The sequence below is a fragment of the Pandoraea cepalis genome, from assembly GCF_902459665.1.
GTDB lineage: Bacteria > Pseudomonadota > Gammaproteobacteria > Burkholderiales > Burkholderiaceae > Pandoraea > Pandoraea cepalis.
On record NZ_CABPSL010000003.1, the window covers coordinates 1 to 14,309 of the forward strand.

General features: G+C 58.5%; 13 protein-coding genes, 1 tRNA gene and 2 pseudogenes. 10 read left to right on the top strand and 6 right to left on the bottom strand.

Annotated elements, in window-relative coordinates; all coding sequences use genetic code 11:
- The 8 genes and pseudogenes from PCE31106_RS06280 to proC form a co-directional block, all read left to right on the top strand.
- Nucleotides 1-261, top strand: a pseudogene (locus PCE31106_RS06280) (IS3-like element ISDac1 family transposase); the annotation flags it as partial.
- Nucleotides 262-269: 8 nt separating this feature from the next.
- A pseudogene (locus PCE31106_RS06285) lies at nt 270-431 on the top strand (IS110 family transposase); the annotation flags it as partial.
- A 145-nt stretch (nt 432-576) separates the two neighbouring features.
- The gene (locus tag PCE31106_RS06290; RefSeq protein ID WP_150562749.1) at nt 577-1,605 is read left to right on the top strand and encodes a threonine aldolase family protein; all 1,029 of its coding nucleotides are present in this window, start codon (nt 577-579) and stop codon (nt 1,603-1,605) included.
- 74 nt (nt 1,606-1,679) lie between these two features.
- Nucleotides 1,680-2,465 carry a transporter substrate-binding domain-containing protein gene (locus PCE31106_RS06295; protein ID WP_150562750.1) on the top strand — a complete coding sequence of 262 codons (786 nt, stop codon included), beginning with the start codon at nt 1,680-1,682 and terminating at the stop codon, nt 2,463-2,465.
- An 8-nt stretch (nt 2,466-2,473) separates the two neighbouring features.
- Nucleotides 2,474-3,151 carry an amino acid ABC transporter permease gene (locus PCE31106_RS06300; protein WP_150562751.1) on the top strand — a complete coding sequence of 226 codons (678 nt, stop codon included), beginning with the start codon at nt 2,474-2,476 and terminating at the stop codon, nt 3,149-3,151.
- On the top strand, nt 3,148-3,804 hold the full coding sequence (locus PCE31106_RS06305) for an amino acid ABC transporter permease (protein ID WP_150562752.1): 657 nt from the start codon (nt 3,148-3,150) through the stop codon (nt 3,802-3,804). Before PCE31106_RS06300 ends, PCE31106_RS06305 begins: the two co-directional genes overlap by 4 nt.
- Nucleotides 3,785-4,600, top strand: a complete 816-nt coding sequence (locus PCE31106_RS06310) for an amino acid ABC transporter ATP-binding protein (RefSeq protein WP_150562753.1) — start codon at nt 3,785-3,787, stop codon at nt 4,598-4,600. Before PCE31106_RS06305 ends, PCE31106_RS06310 begins: the two co-directional genes overlap by 20 nt.
- Nucleotides 4,601-4,602: 2 nt before the next feature.
- Nucleotides 4,603-5,424, top strand: coding sequence for a pyrroline-5-carboxylate reductase (proC, locus tag PCE31106_RS06315; protein WP_150562754.1), 822 nt, complete (start codon nt 4,603-4,605; stop codon nt 5,422-5,424).
- A gap of 5 nt (nt 5,425-5,429) precedes the next feature.
- Here proC and PCE31106_RS06320 read toward each other — a convergent pair whose 3' ends face one another.
- Complete coding sequence (locus PCE31106_RS06320) at nt 5,430-5,912, bottom strand: MarR family winged helix-turn-helix transcriptional regulator (RefSeq protein ID WP_150562755.1); 483 nt, start codon at nt 5,910-5,912, stop codon at nt 5,430-5,432.
- An 89-nt stretch (nt 5,913-6,001) separates the two neighbouring features.
- Here PCE31106_RS06320 and PCE31106_RS06325 point away from each other — a divergent pair, with 89 nt between their 5' ends.
- A complete protein-coding gene (locus PCE31106_RS06325; RefSeq protein WP_150562756.1) occupies nt 6,002-7,204 on the top strand; it encodes a M20 aminoacylase family protein in 1,203 nt (400 codons plus the stop codon).
- A 322-nt stretch (nt 7,205-7,526) separates the two neighbouring features.
- Here the strand turns inward: PCE31106_RS06325 and PCE31106_RS06330 are convergent.
- Both PCE31106_RS06330 and rpoD read right to left on the bottom strand, forming a co-directional pair.
- Nucleotides 7,527-7,602, bottom strand: a tRNA-Ile gene (locus tag PCE31106_RS06330).
- Nucleotides 7,603-7,630: 28 nt separating this feature from the next.
- Nucleotides 7,631-9,934, bottom strand: coding sequence for an RNA polymerase sigma factor RpoD (gene rpoD, locus PCE31106_RS06335; protein WP_437343800.1), 2,304 nt, complete (start codon nt 9,932-9,934; stop codon nt 7,631-7,633).
- Here rpoD and PCE31106_RS24610 point away from each other — a divergent pair.
- Nucleotides 9,831-10,310, top strand: coding sequence for a hypothetical protein (locus tag PCE31106_RS24610; protein WP_254440935.1), 480 nt, complete (start codon nt 9,831-9,833; stop codon nt 10,308-10,310). The genes rpoD and PCE31106_RS24610 overlap by 104 nt on opposite strands.
- Nucleotides 10,311-10,324: 14 nt before the next feature.
- Here PCE31106_RS24610 and dnaG read toward each other — a convergent pair whose 3' ends face one another.
- From dnaG to PCE31106_RS06350, 3 genes are all read right to left on the bottom strand, one after another.
- Nucleotides 10,325-12,208, bottom strand: coding sequence for a DNA primase (gene dnaG, locus PCE31106_RS06340; protein ID WP_026131579.1), 1,884 nt, complete (start codon nt 12,206-12,208; stop codon nt 10,325-10,327).
- A 67-nt stretch (nt 12,209-12,275) separates the two neighbouring features.
- On the bottom strand, nt 12,276-12,722 hold the full coding sequence (locus PCE31106_RS06345) for a GatB/YqeY domain-containing protein (RefSeq protein ID WP_150562758.1): 447 nt from the start codon (nt 12,720-12,722) through the stop codon (nt 12,276-12,278).
- A gap of 261 nt (nt 12,723-12,983) precedes the next feature.
- Nucleotides 12,984-14,234, bottom strand: a complete 1,251-nt coding sequence (locus PCE31106_RS06350; protein WP_150562759.1) for a BaiN/RdsA family NAD(P)/FAD-dependent oxidoreductase — start codon at nt 14,232-14,234, stop codon at nt 12,984-12,986.
- Between the last annotated feature and the right edge of the window lie 75 nt (nt 14,235-14,309).

A 14,309-nucleotide genomic window follows, 5' to 3' on the forward strand; every position in this document is an offset into this window, starting at 1 on the left:
GGAAAACTTCGTTGCTTTCTTGTTCATGGCTCGATTCTCTCAAGAATTCGAGCCTCCACCAAATCCGGTGTGGTTCAGTTCCGAAGCTTGAAAACGGAATGGGTGCCGAGCACTGGATACATGAGTGCTGGAGAAGCGCATCGGGACATCAGCCATTACCTGATGCAGCGGTACAACTGGATTCGACCACATCAATTCAATAACGGTGTGGCGCCGGCAGTCGCAGAAGAAAAACTTAACGCAGTGTCCGGGATTGGTTGACCACTACATTACGAGATCCCATCGCCCGGGCTGACTACAGCAGAAAGATCCAGCAAGGCAAACGCCACAACCAAGCACTGATCGCGATGGCTCGCCGGCGCTGCGACGTCCGCTTTGCCATTCTGCGCGACGGTATCTTTTATCAACCCAAAGCCGCCCCTAGCGCTTGACGAACTACTTAGCCCCTCCGCACCGTTCGTTAGGCGTGCCTGCCCTCAATCAGGAATTTCCCCTAGCAGATGAAATCCCCTTGTCTAACGAAAATAATATGTCGTAGACTACGATTTATTCTTATTGAGCGACATAAATTAGGTGATGATTAATCTCTACAGCGACACCCAGAGCACCCCCTCTGACGCCATGCGCCACGCGATGTGCGATGCCCCGGTTGGAGACGAGCAGAAGAGTACCGACCCGACAGTTTCGCGCCTGCTCGATGCCGTAGCCGAGGAACTCGGCAAAGAGGCAGCGATCTTCATGCCGTCTGGGACCATGTGCAATGCCGTAGCAATTGCAGCTCACTGTGCGCGGGGGGACGCCGTAATCACGGAAGCAAGCTCGCACATCATGCGCTACGAGGCTGGCGGAATGTCAGCCTTGACGGGGGCCATTGCGGAAGCTATCCAGGGCCATCAAGGACAGTTCTCGGCAGAGCAGGTTCGCGAGCATTTCAATCGCGGCTCGCGATACACACCAGCGACGACGCTTGTCAGCGTCGAACAGAGCTGCAACCTCGCCGGAGGTACCGTCTGGCCCGTCGAACGATTAGACGACGTAGCCAACACGGCGAAGTCGTTGGGTATGAGCAGCCACATGGATGGCGCTCGGCTCTTCAATGCTGCGATTTCATCGGGCCGTTCCGCTGCGGAGCATTGCGCGGGATTCGACTCTGTGTGGGTCGACTTTACAAAAGGCCTGGGTGCGCCGTTCGGCGCCGTGCTATGCGGCACACCAACATTCATCGACAAGGCATGGCGCTGGAAGCACCGGCTCGGCGGTGCAATGCGACAAGCCGGAGTCATGGCGGCCGCCTGTCTTTACGCCCTCGAGCACAACATCGAGCGTCTTCAAGAGGATCACGACAACGCGCAGCTCCTCAACGACCTGCTCAAGAAGATCCCGGGCATCGAAGTCCGGCATGAACGCGTCGAGACGAACATCGTCTACTTTTCTCTCACGCAGACCATGATCACCAACGATCAATTCCTTGAACGCCTCCTCGCTCGTGGCCTGAAAATCGGCTTTGTGGGGTCGGCATTTCGAGCCATTACCTATCCTGGCATTCGGCGAGCCGATGTGGAGGAGTCGGCAGCCATCATCGCTCAGACCTTAAATCAACCATAAGAGCAAACTAGGGCGATGTACGTTCTGAGGCCATCGCCCTTCAAAAGCATAAAAATCCACATTGGAGAAAAACCGTGAACCGTCGAAAAGCCCTGCTGCTCAGCGCAATCTCCGCTGCCGCCTTATACGTTGGCAATGTGTATGCCGACGCCCTCAACAACATCAAGCAATCCGGCACCGTCCGAATTGCAGTGCTGGATGACTACCCGCCTTGGGGGTTCGCAGGTCCCGGAATGAAGACGGTTGGATTCGATATCGAGTTCGCCAACCTGATTGGAAAGAAGCTCGGCGTCAATGTCACGATTGTTCCGACGACAGGCCATAACCGCATTCCTTTCCTCCAAACTGGCAAAGTCGACATGATTGTCGCGTGCCTGGGTAAGAATGCGGAACGAGAAAAAGCTATCGACTTTTCTGCGCCGTATGGAGATGAGTTCAACGGTGTCTTTGGTCCGGCCAGCATCAAAGCCAAGTCACCGTCGGACCTCGTCGGCAAAACCGTGGGGGTTGCCCGCGGCTCATCGGAAGATCTCGTGCTCACTCGCATGGCCCCCCCGGGAACCAACATCCTGCGCTTCGAGGACGGAAGCGGGAGCGTGCAAGCGTATTACAGCGGTCAGGTGGATCTGATCGCCATTGGTAGCACAGTGGTCAATAGCGTCCAACGTCACACGTCTCCGCGCAAGCTCGAGTTCAAGGTGATGCTCGCCGACGAGCCGACTTACGTCGGCGTCAACAAGAACGAGCCCCAACTGCTGGCAGCCGTCAACAAGATCATCGCTGATGCCAAACAAGATGGCTCTCTTAGCGCACTCTCCCAGAAATGGTTCGGCGTTCCGCTCTCCGACAAGCTGAAGTAACCTCACCCATGACTGCCTATCAGTTTGACTTTTCGGCGGTATTTTCTTCGTTGCCCACGCTCATTCAAGGGGCTGTGGTGACCGTGGAACTTACCGCCATCGGGGGGGGCGGTGGACTCGTTCTTGGCATCGTCTGCGCTTGGGGAAAAACGATGGGGCCCCTCTGGCTACGGAAATTGCTTGGTGGCTACGTGGAAGCCATACGCAACACACCGTTTCTCATCCAGTTGTCATTCTTCTACTTCGGTTTGCCAGCTCTCGGCATTCGTCTTGACGGCATGCAAGCTTCGCTACTTGCCATCGTCATCAATATGGGAGCCTACAACGCAGAGATTATCCGGGCAGGGATTGACGCCACTCCCAGGGGACAACTGGAAGCAGCCGCGAGTATGGCCATGAGCCGGGCGCTGATGTTCCGCCACGTCGTCCTGATTCCCGCACTAAGTCGAGTCTGGCCGGCGCTGTGCTCGCAAATCGTGCTGCTCCTGCTCGACTCGGCTGTCTGCTCACAGGTTGCAACAAAAGATCTGACGTACGCCGCAAATATCATTGCGTCTCAGAACTTCCGTTCGTTTGAGACCTATTTCGTCGTCACCATCATCTATTTCCTTCTCGCGCTGGCAATCCGTCGCCTGCTCAGGGAAACGGAACGACACCTGATTGTTGTGGGGGCATCGTCAAAGTGAGTCAGTTCAGCTTTTGGGAAATCCTCAGTGCGCTTCTTATGGCGACTCGCTACACGTTGATGCTGTCGGTCGGCGCGTTGGTTGGCGGTAGTCTGCTGGGTTTAGTGGTACTCATGCTGCGCACCTCGAAGGTTGGGGTTTTCGTGCGGATTGCAATTGGATTCACCACGATATTCCAGAGCACTCCGTTGTTAATGCAGATGTTCCTTGCGTTCTTCGGCCTAGCGCTTTTTGGCTTTGACGTCCCAGCGTGGCTAGCAGCATCCACAGCTCTTACGCTTTGGTCTGCAGCCTTTCTCTCCGACATTTGGCGAGGCTGCGTGGAAGCCATTCCTCGTGGCCAATGGGAAGCGTCCTCGAGCCTAGCCATGACCTACACCGAGCAGATGATGTATGTCGTGCTTCCTCAAGCCATCCGGATTGCGATCCCGCCGACCGTCGGCTTTAGTGTGCAGATCGTGAAGTCGACAGCAATCGCGTCGATAGTTGGATTTGCCGAGCTTTCGAAGACCGGCGCGACCATTATGAATGCCACATTCGATCCGCTAACCGTCTACGGATGCACCGGCGCGATCTATTTTTGCTTGTGCTGGCTGTTGACGCGCACCAGCGCCGTATTAGAAAGGAAATTGCATGTCGCTCATCGAAATTAAGAACCTTACCAAGCAATTCGGTGACAACGTCGTCCTGAAAGGTGTATCGCTCAGCGTGTTTGCCGGAGAGGTGCTGGCCATCATTGGCAAGAGCGGCTCAGGGAAGAGCACGTTGCTGAGATGCATGAACGGACTTGAAACACCGGACGGAGGCTCCATCACCGTCTCGGGTGCACAACTGCGCAATGACGAGCGTCACTTGAGAAGCATCCGCCTGAGCGTGGGAATGATCTTCCAACAATTCAATTTGTTCCCCCACCTCACGGTTGGAAGCAACCTGATGCTCTGCCCAATGAAAGTAAAGGGCGTTCCAAAGGATGTTGCCGAGGCAGCTGCCCGTGAAGTATTGAACCGTGTGGGCCTGACTGAAAAATTCAACGCTTATCCTGAACAACTGTCCGGCGGACAGCAGCAGCGCGTCGCAATCGCTCGCGCGCTGGCAATGGATCCGAAAGCGTTGCTCTGCGACGAAATCACGTCGGCGCTTGACCCAGAACTGGTGTCTGAGGTGCTTAGCGTGGTAAAGCGACTGGCTGCTGACGGAATGACCTTGGTAATGGTCACCCATGAGATGAGATTCGCACGCGAGGTCTGTGACCGCGTCGTCTTTATGCATCAAGGTCGGGTGCACGAGATGGGGCCACCGGATGAAGTTTTCGGGAATCCCAAAACGCCCGAGCTGCGCCAGTTCCTTGGATTATCCAATCCCAATAAGGCCGGTTTGGAAGCCGTAGATTTGTCCGGAAATTGCCAGACGCAAACGCCCTACTCTCCTAACTCCATGCGTGGCAAATAATCATGAGTAAAATCGTCTTCATCGGCGGCGGGAATATGGCACGCGCGCTGATCAGCGGCCTCAGCAGTGCTGTGAGTGACAACAGTTTTCACGTCATCGACAAATCCGACGAGATTCTGATCGCATTGCGCGAGGACTTTGGCTGCACCGTTTCGAGTGAAATGGACGAAACGGTGAAAAACGCTGACGTCATTGTAATAGCCGTCAAACCCCATATCGTCAACGAAGTCTGCGGTGTACTGCACCCATTCCTGAGCGATCAAGTCGTCATTAGCATCGCGTCGGCCGTGCCGCACGAGAAAATTTCCCAGTGGCTCCACGGGTACACCACCCTTGTCCGAGCCATGCCCAATACTCCTGCACTCGTACGGGCGGGAATGACGGGACTCTTCGCCCCTGCGGGGGTCGATGATTCGGCGCGCAATCTCGCCTCAAACGTATTTCGCTCCGTCGGCGAAGTCATCTGGTGCGGCTCAGAAAGCATGATCGACTCTGTAACTGCGATCTCGGGCAGCGGGCCGGCTTACGTCTTTTACCTAGTCGAGTCAATGATGGAGGCGGGACGGCGATTGGGTTTCGACAACAACCAGGCGCGCATGCTTGCGGAAGCGACAGCGGTAGGTGCCATGGAGCTTCTGCGCCAGTCGGGTGAATCCGCGACACTACTTAGAACACGCGTCACCTCCAAAGGAGGGACGACGGCCGCAGCCATTTCCACCCTTGAACACCTATCTGTAATGGAAGCTGTGGTGCGCGCAGCCTTCGCTGCCCGGGATTGGGCAGTGGAAATGCGCGACCAGTACGAACAGGTCCCGACGCAATAGCAAAACTATTGGGCCGGCTCGTCGACGTCAGCGTGCAGGCCCATCAAATGCTGTGCCCGCGTGAGCAGCTCACCAATGCCATTGACCAACGCGACGTCATTCCCCGCATCCATGGTAGCTAGGCAGGCAGCAAGTTTGCCAATATCCATTTGCGTTTGCTGTTCTAGCGTGAGCCTCCCCTTCTCAGTCAATGCAAGTTCAACGACGCGCTCATCTGCTTGGCTACGGCGCCGCTCAACCATTCCCTTTACGGAGAGTCGCTTGATCAATTCCGAAGCTGATGTCGGCGCGATGCCCAAATGTTGTCGAACGTCGTCCACACGCGGACTGCGCTTGCTCATCTGGATGAACTGAAGTGCTCGAACGGACTGGTGAGTCAAGTCCTCTGAGTACTGGGGCTTGAGCAGAAAGTACAGCTCCGAAATGGTCGATGCCAACTCTTGAGCGAGCGGCCGCTTATGTCGTACATCCCGATTTTTCTTGTCCATACGAATATTTTAAGCGCGAATTGACTTCATGGCGATATGCGCCTCTCACCCGACACGTCATTAGCATCATTAATGGGCTACCAACCACCATGCAGTTGATTCCTGAAATCTTGGCAAACCACTCGGAAATGTCGCAGTTGCGGCGCGATCTCCACACATTTCCGGAACTAAGCTTCGAGGAGATACGGACCTCCGACGTGGTTGCGCAATATCTTGAACGTCTTGGTATCGAGGTCCATCGAGGTCTCGCCAAAACGGGCGTAGTCGGCATCTTGAGACGGGGGACAACCGGACGAATGGTCGGACTCCGCGCAGACATGGACGCGCTACCCATTGAAGAATTGAATACATTCCCCCATCGCTCCCTCAATTTCGGGAAGATGCACGCCTGCGGGCACGACGGACATACCGCTATGCTCCTTGGCGCCGCTCGATATCTTTCCGAACATGGAGCCTTCGACGGCTGCGTCGTCTTTATTTTTCAACCCGCCGAAGAGCGTGGCGGAGGCGCCAGGGTGATGATCGACGACGGCCTATTTGCAAACTTTCCAGTCGAAGCCGTGTTCGGACTGCACAATTGGCCAGGGATACCGGCGGGCCATTTTGGTGTGACCGAAGGCCCCATCATGGCCTCAAGCAACGAGTTTCGCGTTGATGTTCGCGGTATCGGCTCGCATGCTGCGCTGCCTCAAAACGGCAGAGATCCCGTGTTTTGCACGATACAGATTGCGAATGCATTGCAGGGAATCGTCACACGATTTAAGGATCCTGCAGATACTGCTGTGCTCTCGATTACCCACATCCAGGCTGGCGATGCTCCCAACGTCGTGCCCGACCGCGCATGGCTTGGTGGTACCGTACGGGCACTCTCTCGAGACGTTCTCGACCTGATCGAAATGAAGACGCAACAGATTTCGCAAGGCATTGCGCAAGCTTTGGAATGCACTGTAGACGTCTCATTCAACCGGAACTGCCCCGCCACGATCAATACTTCGGCAGAGACACGTATTGCGATTAAAGCCATGGAAGCTGTTGCGGGCCCCAGCAACGTTACAGCCAACGTGGCACCGACGATGGGATCAGAAGATTTCGCTCACATGTTGAATGTCAAACCGGGCTGCTATGCCTTCATCGGAAATGGCAATGGTGACGCACGGGAGTTCGGACATGGACCCGGACCATGCGTTCTGCACAACGCCAGTTATGATTTCAACGACGACATACTCCCCGTTGGTTCAACCTACTGGGTACGGCTCGTCGAGCGCTTTCTTCCGATCGGCGACATCATCTAGTGTTGAACTGATTCCGGACACGGTGTTAAGTCTTTCTTCCGCAACAGCCGGCTTTTTTGAGCCTTCGGCCAATGGTCGAAGGCTGTGTTTCCGGGTAAATTCGCCCGAAATTAAATCATTGCGAGCCATGGGTTCAAGGACGTGTGCTCGAATTTCCTCACTGCACTGCAAGTGTACGGAAGAGGCAATTTTGCTTGGTGCCGCACCGCCATCGACGCGATCAGCGCGTCGAAAAACGCAGATACTCAGGAGAAAACGCCACGCAAACTATTGACTACAAAAAAAGCCCCCGACGTCACCGTCAGGGGCTTTCTTACTTCTTTGGTAGGCCGTGCTGGGTTCGAACCAGCGACCAAGGGATTATGAGTCCCCTGCTCTAACCACTGAGCTAACGGCCCTCAACTACCGGCGCTCGCTCAGCGACAATCAATTGCCTTCGAGGAACGACTTGAGCTTGTCGGAACGGCTCGGGTGACGCAGCTTGCGCAGCGCCTTGGCCTCGATCTGACGAATACGCTCACGCGTCACGTCAAATTGCTTGCCCACTTCCTCGAGCGTATGGTCCGTGCTCATCTCAATACCAAAACGCATGCGCAACACCTTGGCCTCGCGCGGCGTCAGCGAATCAAGCACGTCCTTCACGACGTCGCGCATACTACCATGCAACGCGGCGTCTGCAGGGGCTACCGTGCCCGTATCTTCGATGAAATCGCCCAGATGCGAATCGTCGTCGTCACCGATCGGCGTTTCCATGGAGATCGGCTCCTTCGCGATCTTCATGATCTTGCGGATCTTGTCCTCCGGCATCTCCATCTTCTCGGCCAGCGTCGCCGGATCCGGCTCGACACCGGTCTCCTGCAGAATCTGACGCGAAATCCGGTTCATCTTGTTGATCGTCTCGATCATGTGCACCGGAATACGGATGGTACGTGCCTGGTCCGCGATCGAACGCGTGATGGCCTGACGAATCCACCATGTCGCATACGTCGAGAACTTGTAACCACGACGGTATTCGAACTTGTCCACCGCCTTCATCAGGCCGATGTTGCCTTCCTGAATCAGATCCAGGAACTGCAGGCCACGGTTCGTGTACTTCTTCGCAATCGAAATCACCAGACGCAAGTTCGCTTCGGTCATCTCGCGCTTGGCCTTGCGTGCACGGCGCTCGCCTTCCGACATCTTGCGATTGACGTCCTTCAACTCGGTAAGCGGCAACACCACGCGCGCCTGCAAGTCGATCAGTTTCTGCTGCAATTCACGCACCGCCGGGACGTTACGCTCAACCACCGAGCTGTACGCCTTGTTGTCCGCCACGACCGTGTAGATCCAGTCGAGATTGGTTTCGTTGCCCGGGAAACGCGACACGAAATCTGCACGCGGCATGCCGCACTTGTCGACCACGATATTCAGGATCGCGCGCTCGATGTTGCGCACTTCATCGACTTGCGAACGCAACGTGTCGCACAGACGCTCAACCGTGCGCGCCGTGAAGCGGATCGTCATCAGTTCCGCCTGGATCGACTCACCCGCCTTCACGTACGACTTCGACTGGTAGCCTTCCTTCTCGAACGCACGACGCATCTTGCCAAACCAGTCGGCGATCTCGGCGAACTTGGCCAACGCGTCACGCTTGAGCTGCTCGACCTGCGCGGCCGAAGCCCCGCCGCCGCTGCTGTCGTCGTCCTCGTCAGCCGCTTCTTCTGCTTCTTCCTCTTCCGCTTCCGCATCGGCGTCGAAGTCTTCGTCTTCCGCAGCCGCTGCCGCCGCTGCCGCAACCGCCTCGGCATTCGGATCGATCAGGCCGTCGACCACCTCGTCGATGCGCATTTCTTCACGCTCGACCTTCTCGGCCATCGCCAGAATTTCGGCAATCGTCGTCGGGCACGCGGAAATCGCCTGCACCATGTGCTTCAGGCCTTCCTCGATCCGCTTGGCGATCTCGATTTCGCCCTCGCGCGTCAGCAACTCGACCGTGCCCATCTCGCGCATGTACATACGCACCGGATCGGTCGTGCGGCCAAACTCGGAGTCGACCGTCGACAGGGCCGCTTCCGCTTGCTCCTCGACTTCGTCGTCCGTTGCGGCGTTCGGCGCATTGTCGTTGAGCAACAGCGTTTCGGCATCGGGTGCCTGCTCGTACACGGCAACGCCCATGTCGTTAAACGTAGCGATCACGCCTTCCAGCGCGTCGCCCTCCACCACGTCGTCGGGCAGGTGGTCGTTGATCTCTGCAAAGGTCAGGAAACCTCGTTCCTTACCCAGCTTGATCAGTGCCCGCAGCTTGCCACGACGTTCCTCAAGTTCCTCGGCCGTACCGGGCTGGTGCGAGGAAAATGCGTCCTTGAGCAGTGCTTTCTCTTTTGCCCGGCGATCACGCGCCTTCTGCTTTTCCACTTTGGTCTGATCTTCGTTCACGGGTTGATCACTAGTATCCGCTGCGACGCTCTGCGCCACCGAGGCGGCGGTCTTCGCGGCCTTGCCGCGCGTCCTGGGGACGAGCGGCTCGCTTGCTGCCGACACGACCTCCACAGGCTCGGGTTTGCTGGAAGCCCCAGTCTTGCGTGGGGCTTGCGTCGCAGGTTTACTGCGGCCCGCCAGGGTCGATGCCTTGGCGGTAGTTGCGCTCTTGGCGCTTTTTTCAGCGGGTTGTCGGGCCTGCGGTTTCCCACCGGCCGTCGCCTTCACGGTCGTTTCCGCCTTCGTCGCCCTGACGGGCGCCTCGGACTTCACCGTCGGCCTGGCTGCCTTCGCAGCCCCCACCGTAGCGGCGGTCGCACTCTTGCGCTTGGTGACATCGGTCACCTTCGCAGCCGTCTTGCCGGTCGTCTTCGATGCGCCGGCGGCTGCCTTTACTTGCGTGGTACGTTTCGCCGAACTTGCCTGGCTGGCCGTTTTCTTCGTAGCTCGACCCACCGCATCGGCTTTCACGGCAACGCCAGCTTTTGCAGAACGAGACGCCCCCCTCCCACCGGATGCCGCCGCCGCGCTGGTCGCGCGCTTTGCCTTCGGTGCAGGGATAACCGTCTTTTTTCCGCTGGTCGTTGTCATCTTTGCCATAGCGATCTCGCTTGCCAGAAAACAGCCCACTGAAAACCTTCCATTGTAGCACGCGGGCTTACCTCAACTTCGCGTGCCCCCTGTGCCGGCCGGAGCCAGCAGCCGCTTCAATTCGTCGCGTTGCCGCGACAGCGCTTGAGCGTGGCGCAATTCATCGGACGTCAGCGACGTCCGCTTGAAAATCGTCTCCAGGGCGTCGCACAGACCGTCGTACTGCAAGCGCCGAATCGCGCTTCTCAGTTCCGCAAGCCGCAGCGCGATCTGCTCCTCCCGACGCTCGACCTGGGTCTCATCCTCCGGGTCGAACAACAACAGGTCGCGGGCGTTCTCTTCGAACGAGAGAATTTCGCGAAGAATGTCGTCGAAACTCGCCCAGTTCGGCGACACCCGCAGCCGATCCGACATGAAACGAAAGTCGGCCTGCGCCCCCATTTCGCGGCAATGCGCCAGCACTTCCGAGAAAATCTCGGCGTGATGGGGCCCTTCCTGCAAAATCTTGACTTCTTCTTCGGTTAATTCATTCCCTAGTGCCGGAAACATGAGCAAGTTCTGCAGCGCCCGATGCTCGGTTCCCACTACGCGGCGCTTCTCGCGCTTGGCCGGCGCTTTATCCCATGTGTTCTGACGGCGTGCCGCGCCGATCGACAACTCGCACAACCCGGCCACTTCTTCGACAGAACTTTCCACCCGCTCGGCCAGTGCATGCAAGATCTGCCCTCGCAACGCGTTTGCCGGCATCTGCTGCAACAACGGCTTCGCCTCAAACAGCGCACGCGCCCGCCCTTCGGGCTGATGCATCTCCTTACCTGCCGTCACTTCTCCGATCAGGAACTGCGACAGCGGCATGGCGCGCGATACCTCATCGGCAAACGCGTCAGCGCCGTGCTCACGCACATAGCTGTCCGGATCGTGCTCGCTCGGCAAGAACAGGAACTTGAAGCTCCGGTTGTCGTCCGCATGCGGCAAACATGCCTCGAGCGCTCGGCGGGCCGCCCGCCGGCCGGCCGCGTCGCCGTCAAAGCTGAACACCACCGTCTCGGTCTGGCGCAACAGCTTCTGCACGTGCATCGGCGTGCAGGCAGTGCCCAACGTGGCCACCGCCTGTGGAAAGCCGAGCTGCGCCAGCGCCACCACATCCATATACCCTTCGACCACGAGCACATAGCCCGCGTCGCGAATCCCCGTGCGCGCCTCGAACAGCCCATACAGTTCGCTGCCCTTGCTGAACAGCGGCGTCTCGGGCGAATTCAGATACTTGGGCTCGCCCTTGTCCAGCACACGTCCGCCGAACGCGATCACCTGCCCTTTCGTGTTTCGGATCGGGAACATGATCCGGTCGCGAAAACGGTCATAACGACGCTTCGTGCTGCCCGCCTCGCCCTTCTCGCTCTCGATGACGAGACCCGCGTCGAGCAACTGATCGTCGCGATAGTCCTGAAACGCCGCGTCGAGGTTCTGCCACCCATCGGGGGCGTAGCCGAGTCCAAAATGCGCGGCGATTTCGCCCGTCAATCCTCGTCGCTTCAAATATTCGATGGCGGTCGGCGCACTACGCAATTGCTTGCGGTAGTAGTCGCAGGCACGCGTCATGACGTCGACCAGGCCGAGGGTTTGCGCACGCTGCGCGGCAGGTGCCGGCGCGCCCGGCAACGGCGCCTCACGCGGCACATCCAGCCCAACATTGCGGGCCAAGTCCTCGACAGCTTCGACAAATCCGAGTCCGGCATGCTCCATCAGGAAGCTGATCGCGCTGCCGTGCGCGCCACACCCGAAGCAGTGATAGAACTGCTTCGTGGGACTTACGGTAAATGAGGGCGACTTCTCGTTATGAAAGGGGCACAGCCCCATGAAGTTCGCCCCGCCTTTCTTCAACTGCACGTAGCGGCCCACCACCTCGACGATATCGACGCGGTTGAGCAAGTCCTGCAGGAACGACTGGGGGATCACTGGATCGATACCATCGCGGCACGGCACCGTGCCGTCGCTTGCGACGGCAACTCACCGCACCACTCAATTACGCAGCCAACGCCGCCTTCACCTGCGCGGACACGGCCGTCATGTCGGCGCGGCCGGCCAACTGGCCTTTGAGCACGCCCATCACCTTGCCCATGTCCTGCGGACCCGCGGCGCCCGTTTGCGCCACGGCTGCCTTGACCGCCTGCTCGACCTCGTCAGCCGAGAGTTGCTGGGGCATATAGACCATGAGCACGTCGAGTTCGGCGACCTCCTTGTCGGCCAGATCGGTGCGACCGGCCGCCTGGAACTGGCTGATGGAATCCTTGCGTTGTTTGATCAGCTTGTCGACGACGGCCACGATCGCCGTGTCATCGAGAGTGATGCGCTCGTCGACTTCCCTTTGTTTGATTGCCGCGAGCAGCAGCCGGATGGTCCCCAGTCGTTCCGCGGCCTTGGCACGCATGGCCGTCTTCATATCTTCGGTAATGCGTTCTTTCAGACTCATGAGCAGGGGTTCCGGATTTCGAATACGTTTCAGTGTAGTGCATGCCGCCCCAAAGGAAAGGACGACTGTCGTCAGGCACTTGCCGCGTGCGGCCGCAGCCGAGGGCTCGGCGCTGACATTAGCGAGCGCAGAAAGCACAAAAACCCGCTTGAGGAAACGATCACGCGCGCGATCACAAGCGGGCTCGCAGGAGACTCGGCTCCGCCCTCGGTGCGTCGTCTCCACGAAGGGGAGAGATTATCACAGCACGGAAGTCGCCGTCTACGACAGCGCGTCGCCCCCCGCCCGCTCCGCCTTCACGCTTTCGGACATTGCCTGCGCGCACGCCACGGCCGATGCCCACGCCCACTGGAAGTTATAGCCGCCGAGCCACCCGGTCACGTCGACCACTTCCCCGACGAAATGCAGCCCCGGTTGTGCGCGCGCCTCCAGGGTGGCGGAAGACAGTGCCTTCGTATCGACCCCACCCCGCGTGACTTCGGCCTTGCGCCAGCCTTCAGACCCGCACGGCTTGAGCGTCCAACTGGAAAACGCCTGGGCGAGCGAGCGCAACGCCTTGTCCGGCAATTCCTGCACGCGCGCCTGCGGCGAAAGCCCGCTGTTCGCAACCCAGGCGTCGGCCAAACGGGCCGGCACCCATTGCGCCAACAGGTTGGCCAACTGCCGCTTCGATGTCGCTTTCGCTTCGAACAATGCCACCTCGATGTCCGACGATGGTGACAGATCCAGGGTGATTGACTGCCCCGGCGTCCAGAAGCTCGAAATTTGCAGAATGGCCGGACCGGACAACCCGCGGTGCGTAAACAAGAGATCCTCAACGAAACGACCGGCGTCCTTTCCCTTGCCCGCGCTCACCTCGACTTCCAGCGACAAACCCGATAGCCCCGCAAAGGGCGCCCAGGTCGACGCGTCGAACATGAGCGGCACCAGCGCCGGACGCGGCTCGACGATCTCCAGCCCGAATTGACGTGCGATCCGATAGCCCCAGTCCGTCGCGCCGATTTTGGGAATCGACAGGCCACCCGTGGCGATCACCAGTCGTTTGGCCGCGATATGCCCCGCATCTGTCGTCAAGTGATAAGGATGCGCACCGCCCGAGGACGTATGGGCAACGGTGTGTACAGTGCATGGCATGCGCCAATGCACGTGCCCCGCCGCACACTCCTTGCGGAGCATGTCGATGATGTCCTCGGCACTGTTGTCGCAAAACAGCTGTCCGCGATGCTTTTCGTGCCAGGCAATGCGGTGACGCCCCAGCAGATCCAGAAAATCGCGCGGCGTATAGCGCGCCAGGGCCGAGCGGCAGAATCTCGGGTTTTCTGACAGGTAGTTGGCCGGTCCGGCGTTGATATTGGTGAAATTGCAGCGCCCGCCGCCTGAAATCCGGATCTTCTCCGCCAGACGCGTCGCGTGATCGATGAGCACCACGCGCAGCCCAAGTTGCCCGGCCACCGCCGCGCACATCAGGCCGGCCGCGCCAGCCCCAACGATTGCTACATCGAACTTTTCCATGGCGCGCATTGTACCCGGCAGGGGTTAGGGGCGACTGGTATACTTCTTGGTTATCTCGTTACCTTGACGCCGCAC

What these genes read in the sequence shown, in the direction of transcription:
- PCE31106_RS06290 (WP_150562749.1), top strand. Translation starts at nt 577, where the DNA reads ATGATTAATCTCTACAGCGACACCCAGAGCACCCCCTCTGACGCCATG.
- PCE31106_RS06300 (WP_150562751.1), top strand. Translation starts at nt 2,474, where the DNA reads ATGACTGCCTATCAGTTTGACTTTTCGGCGGTATTTTCTTCGTTGCCC.
- PCE31106_RS06310 (WP_150562753.1), top strand. Translation starts at nt 3,785, where the DNA reads ATGTCGCTCATCGAAATTAAGAACCTTACCAAGCAATTCGGTGACAAC.
- proC (WP_150562754.1), top strand. Translation starts at nt 4,603, where the DNA reads ATGAGTAAAATCGTCTTCATCGGCGGCGGGAATATGGCACGCGCGCTG.
- PCE31106_RS06320 (WP_150562755.1), bottom strand. Translation starts at nt 5,912, where the DNA reads ATGGACAAGAAAAATCGGGATGTACGACATAAGCGGCCGCTCGCTCAA.
- PCE31106_RS06325 (WP_150562756.1), top strand. Translation starts at nt 6,002, where the DNA reads ATGCAGTTGATTCCTGAAATCTTGGCAAACCACTCGGAAATGTCGCAG.
- PCE31106_RS06345 (WP_150562758.1), bottom strand. Translation starts at nt 12,722, where the DNA reads ATGAGTCTGAAAGAACGCATTACCGAAGATATGAAGACGGCCATGCGT.
- PCE31106_RS06350 (WP_150562759.1), bottom strand. Translation starts at nt 14,234, where the DNA reads ATGGAAAAGTTCGATGTAGCAATCGTTGGGGCTGGCGCGGCCGGCCTG.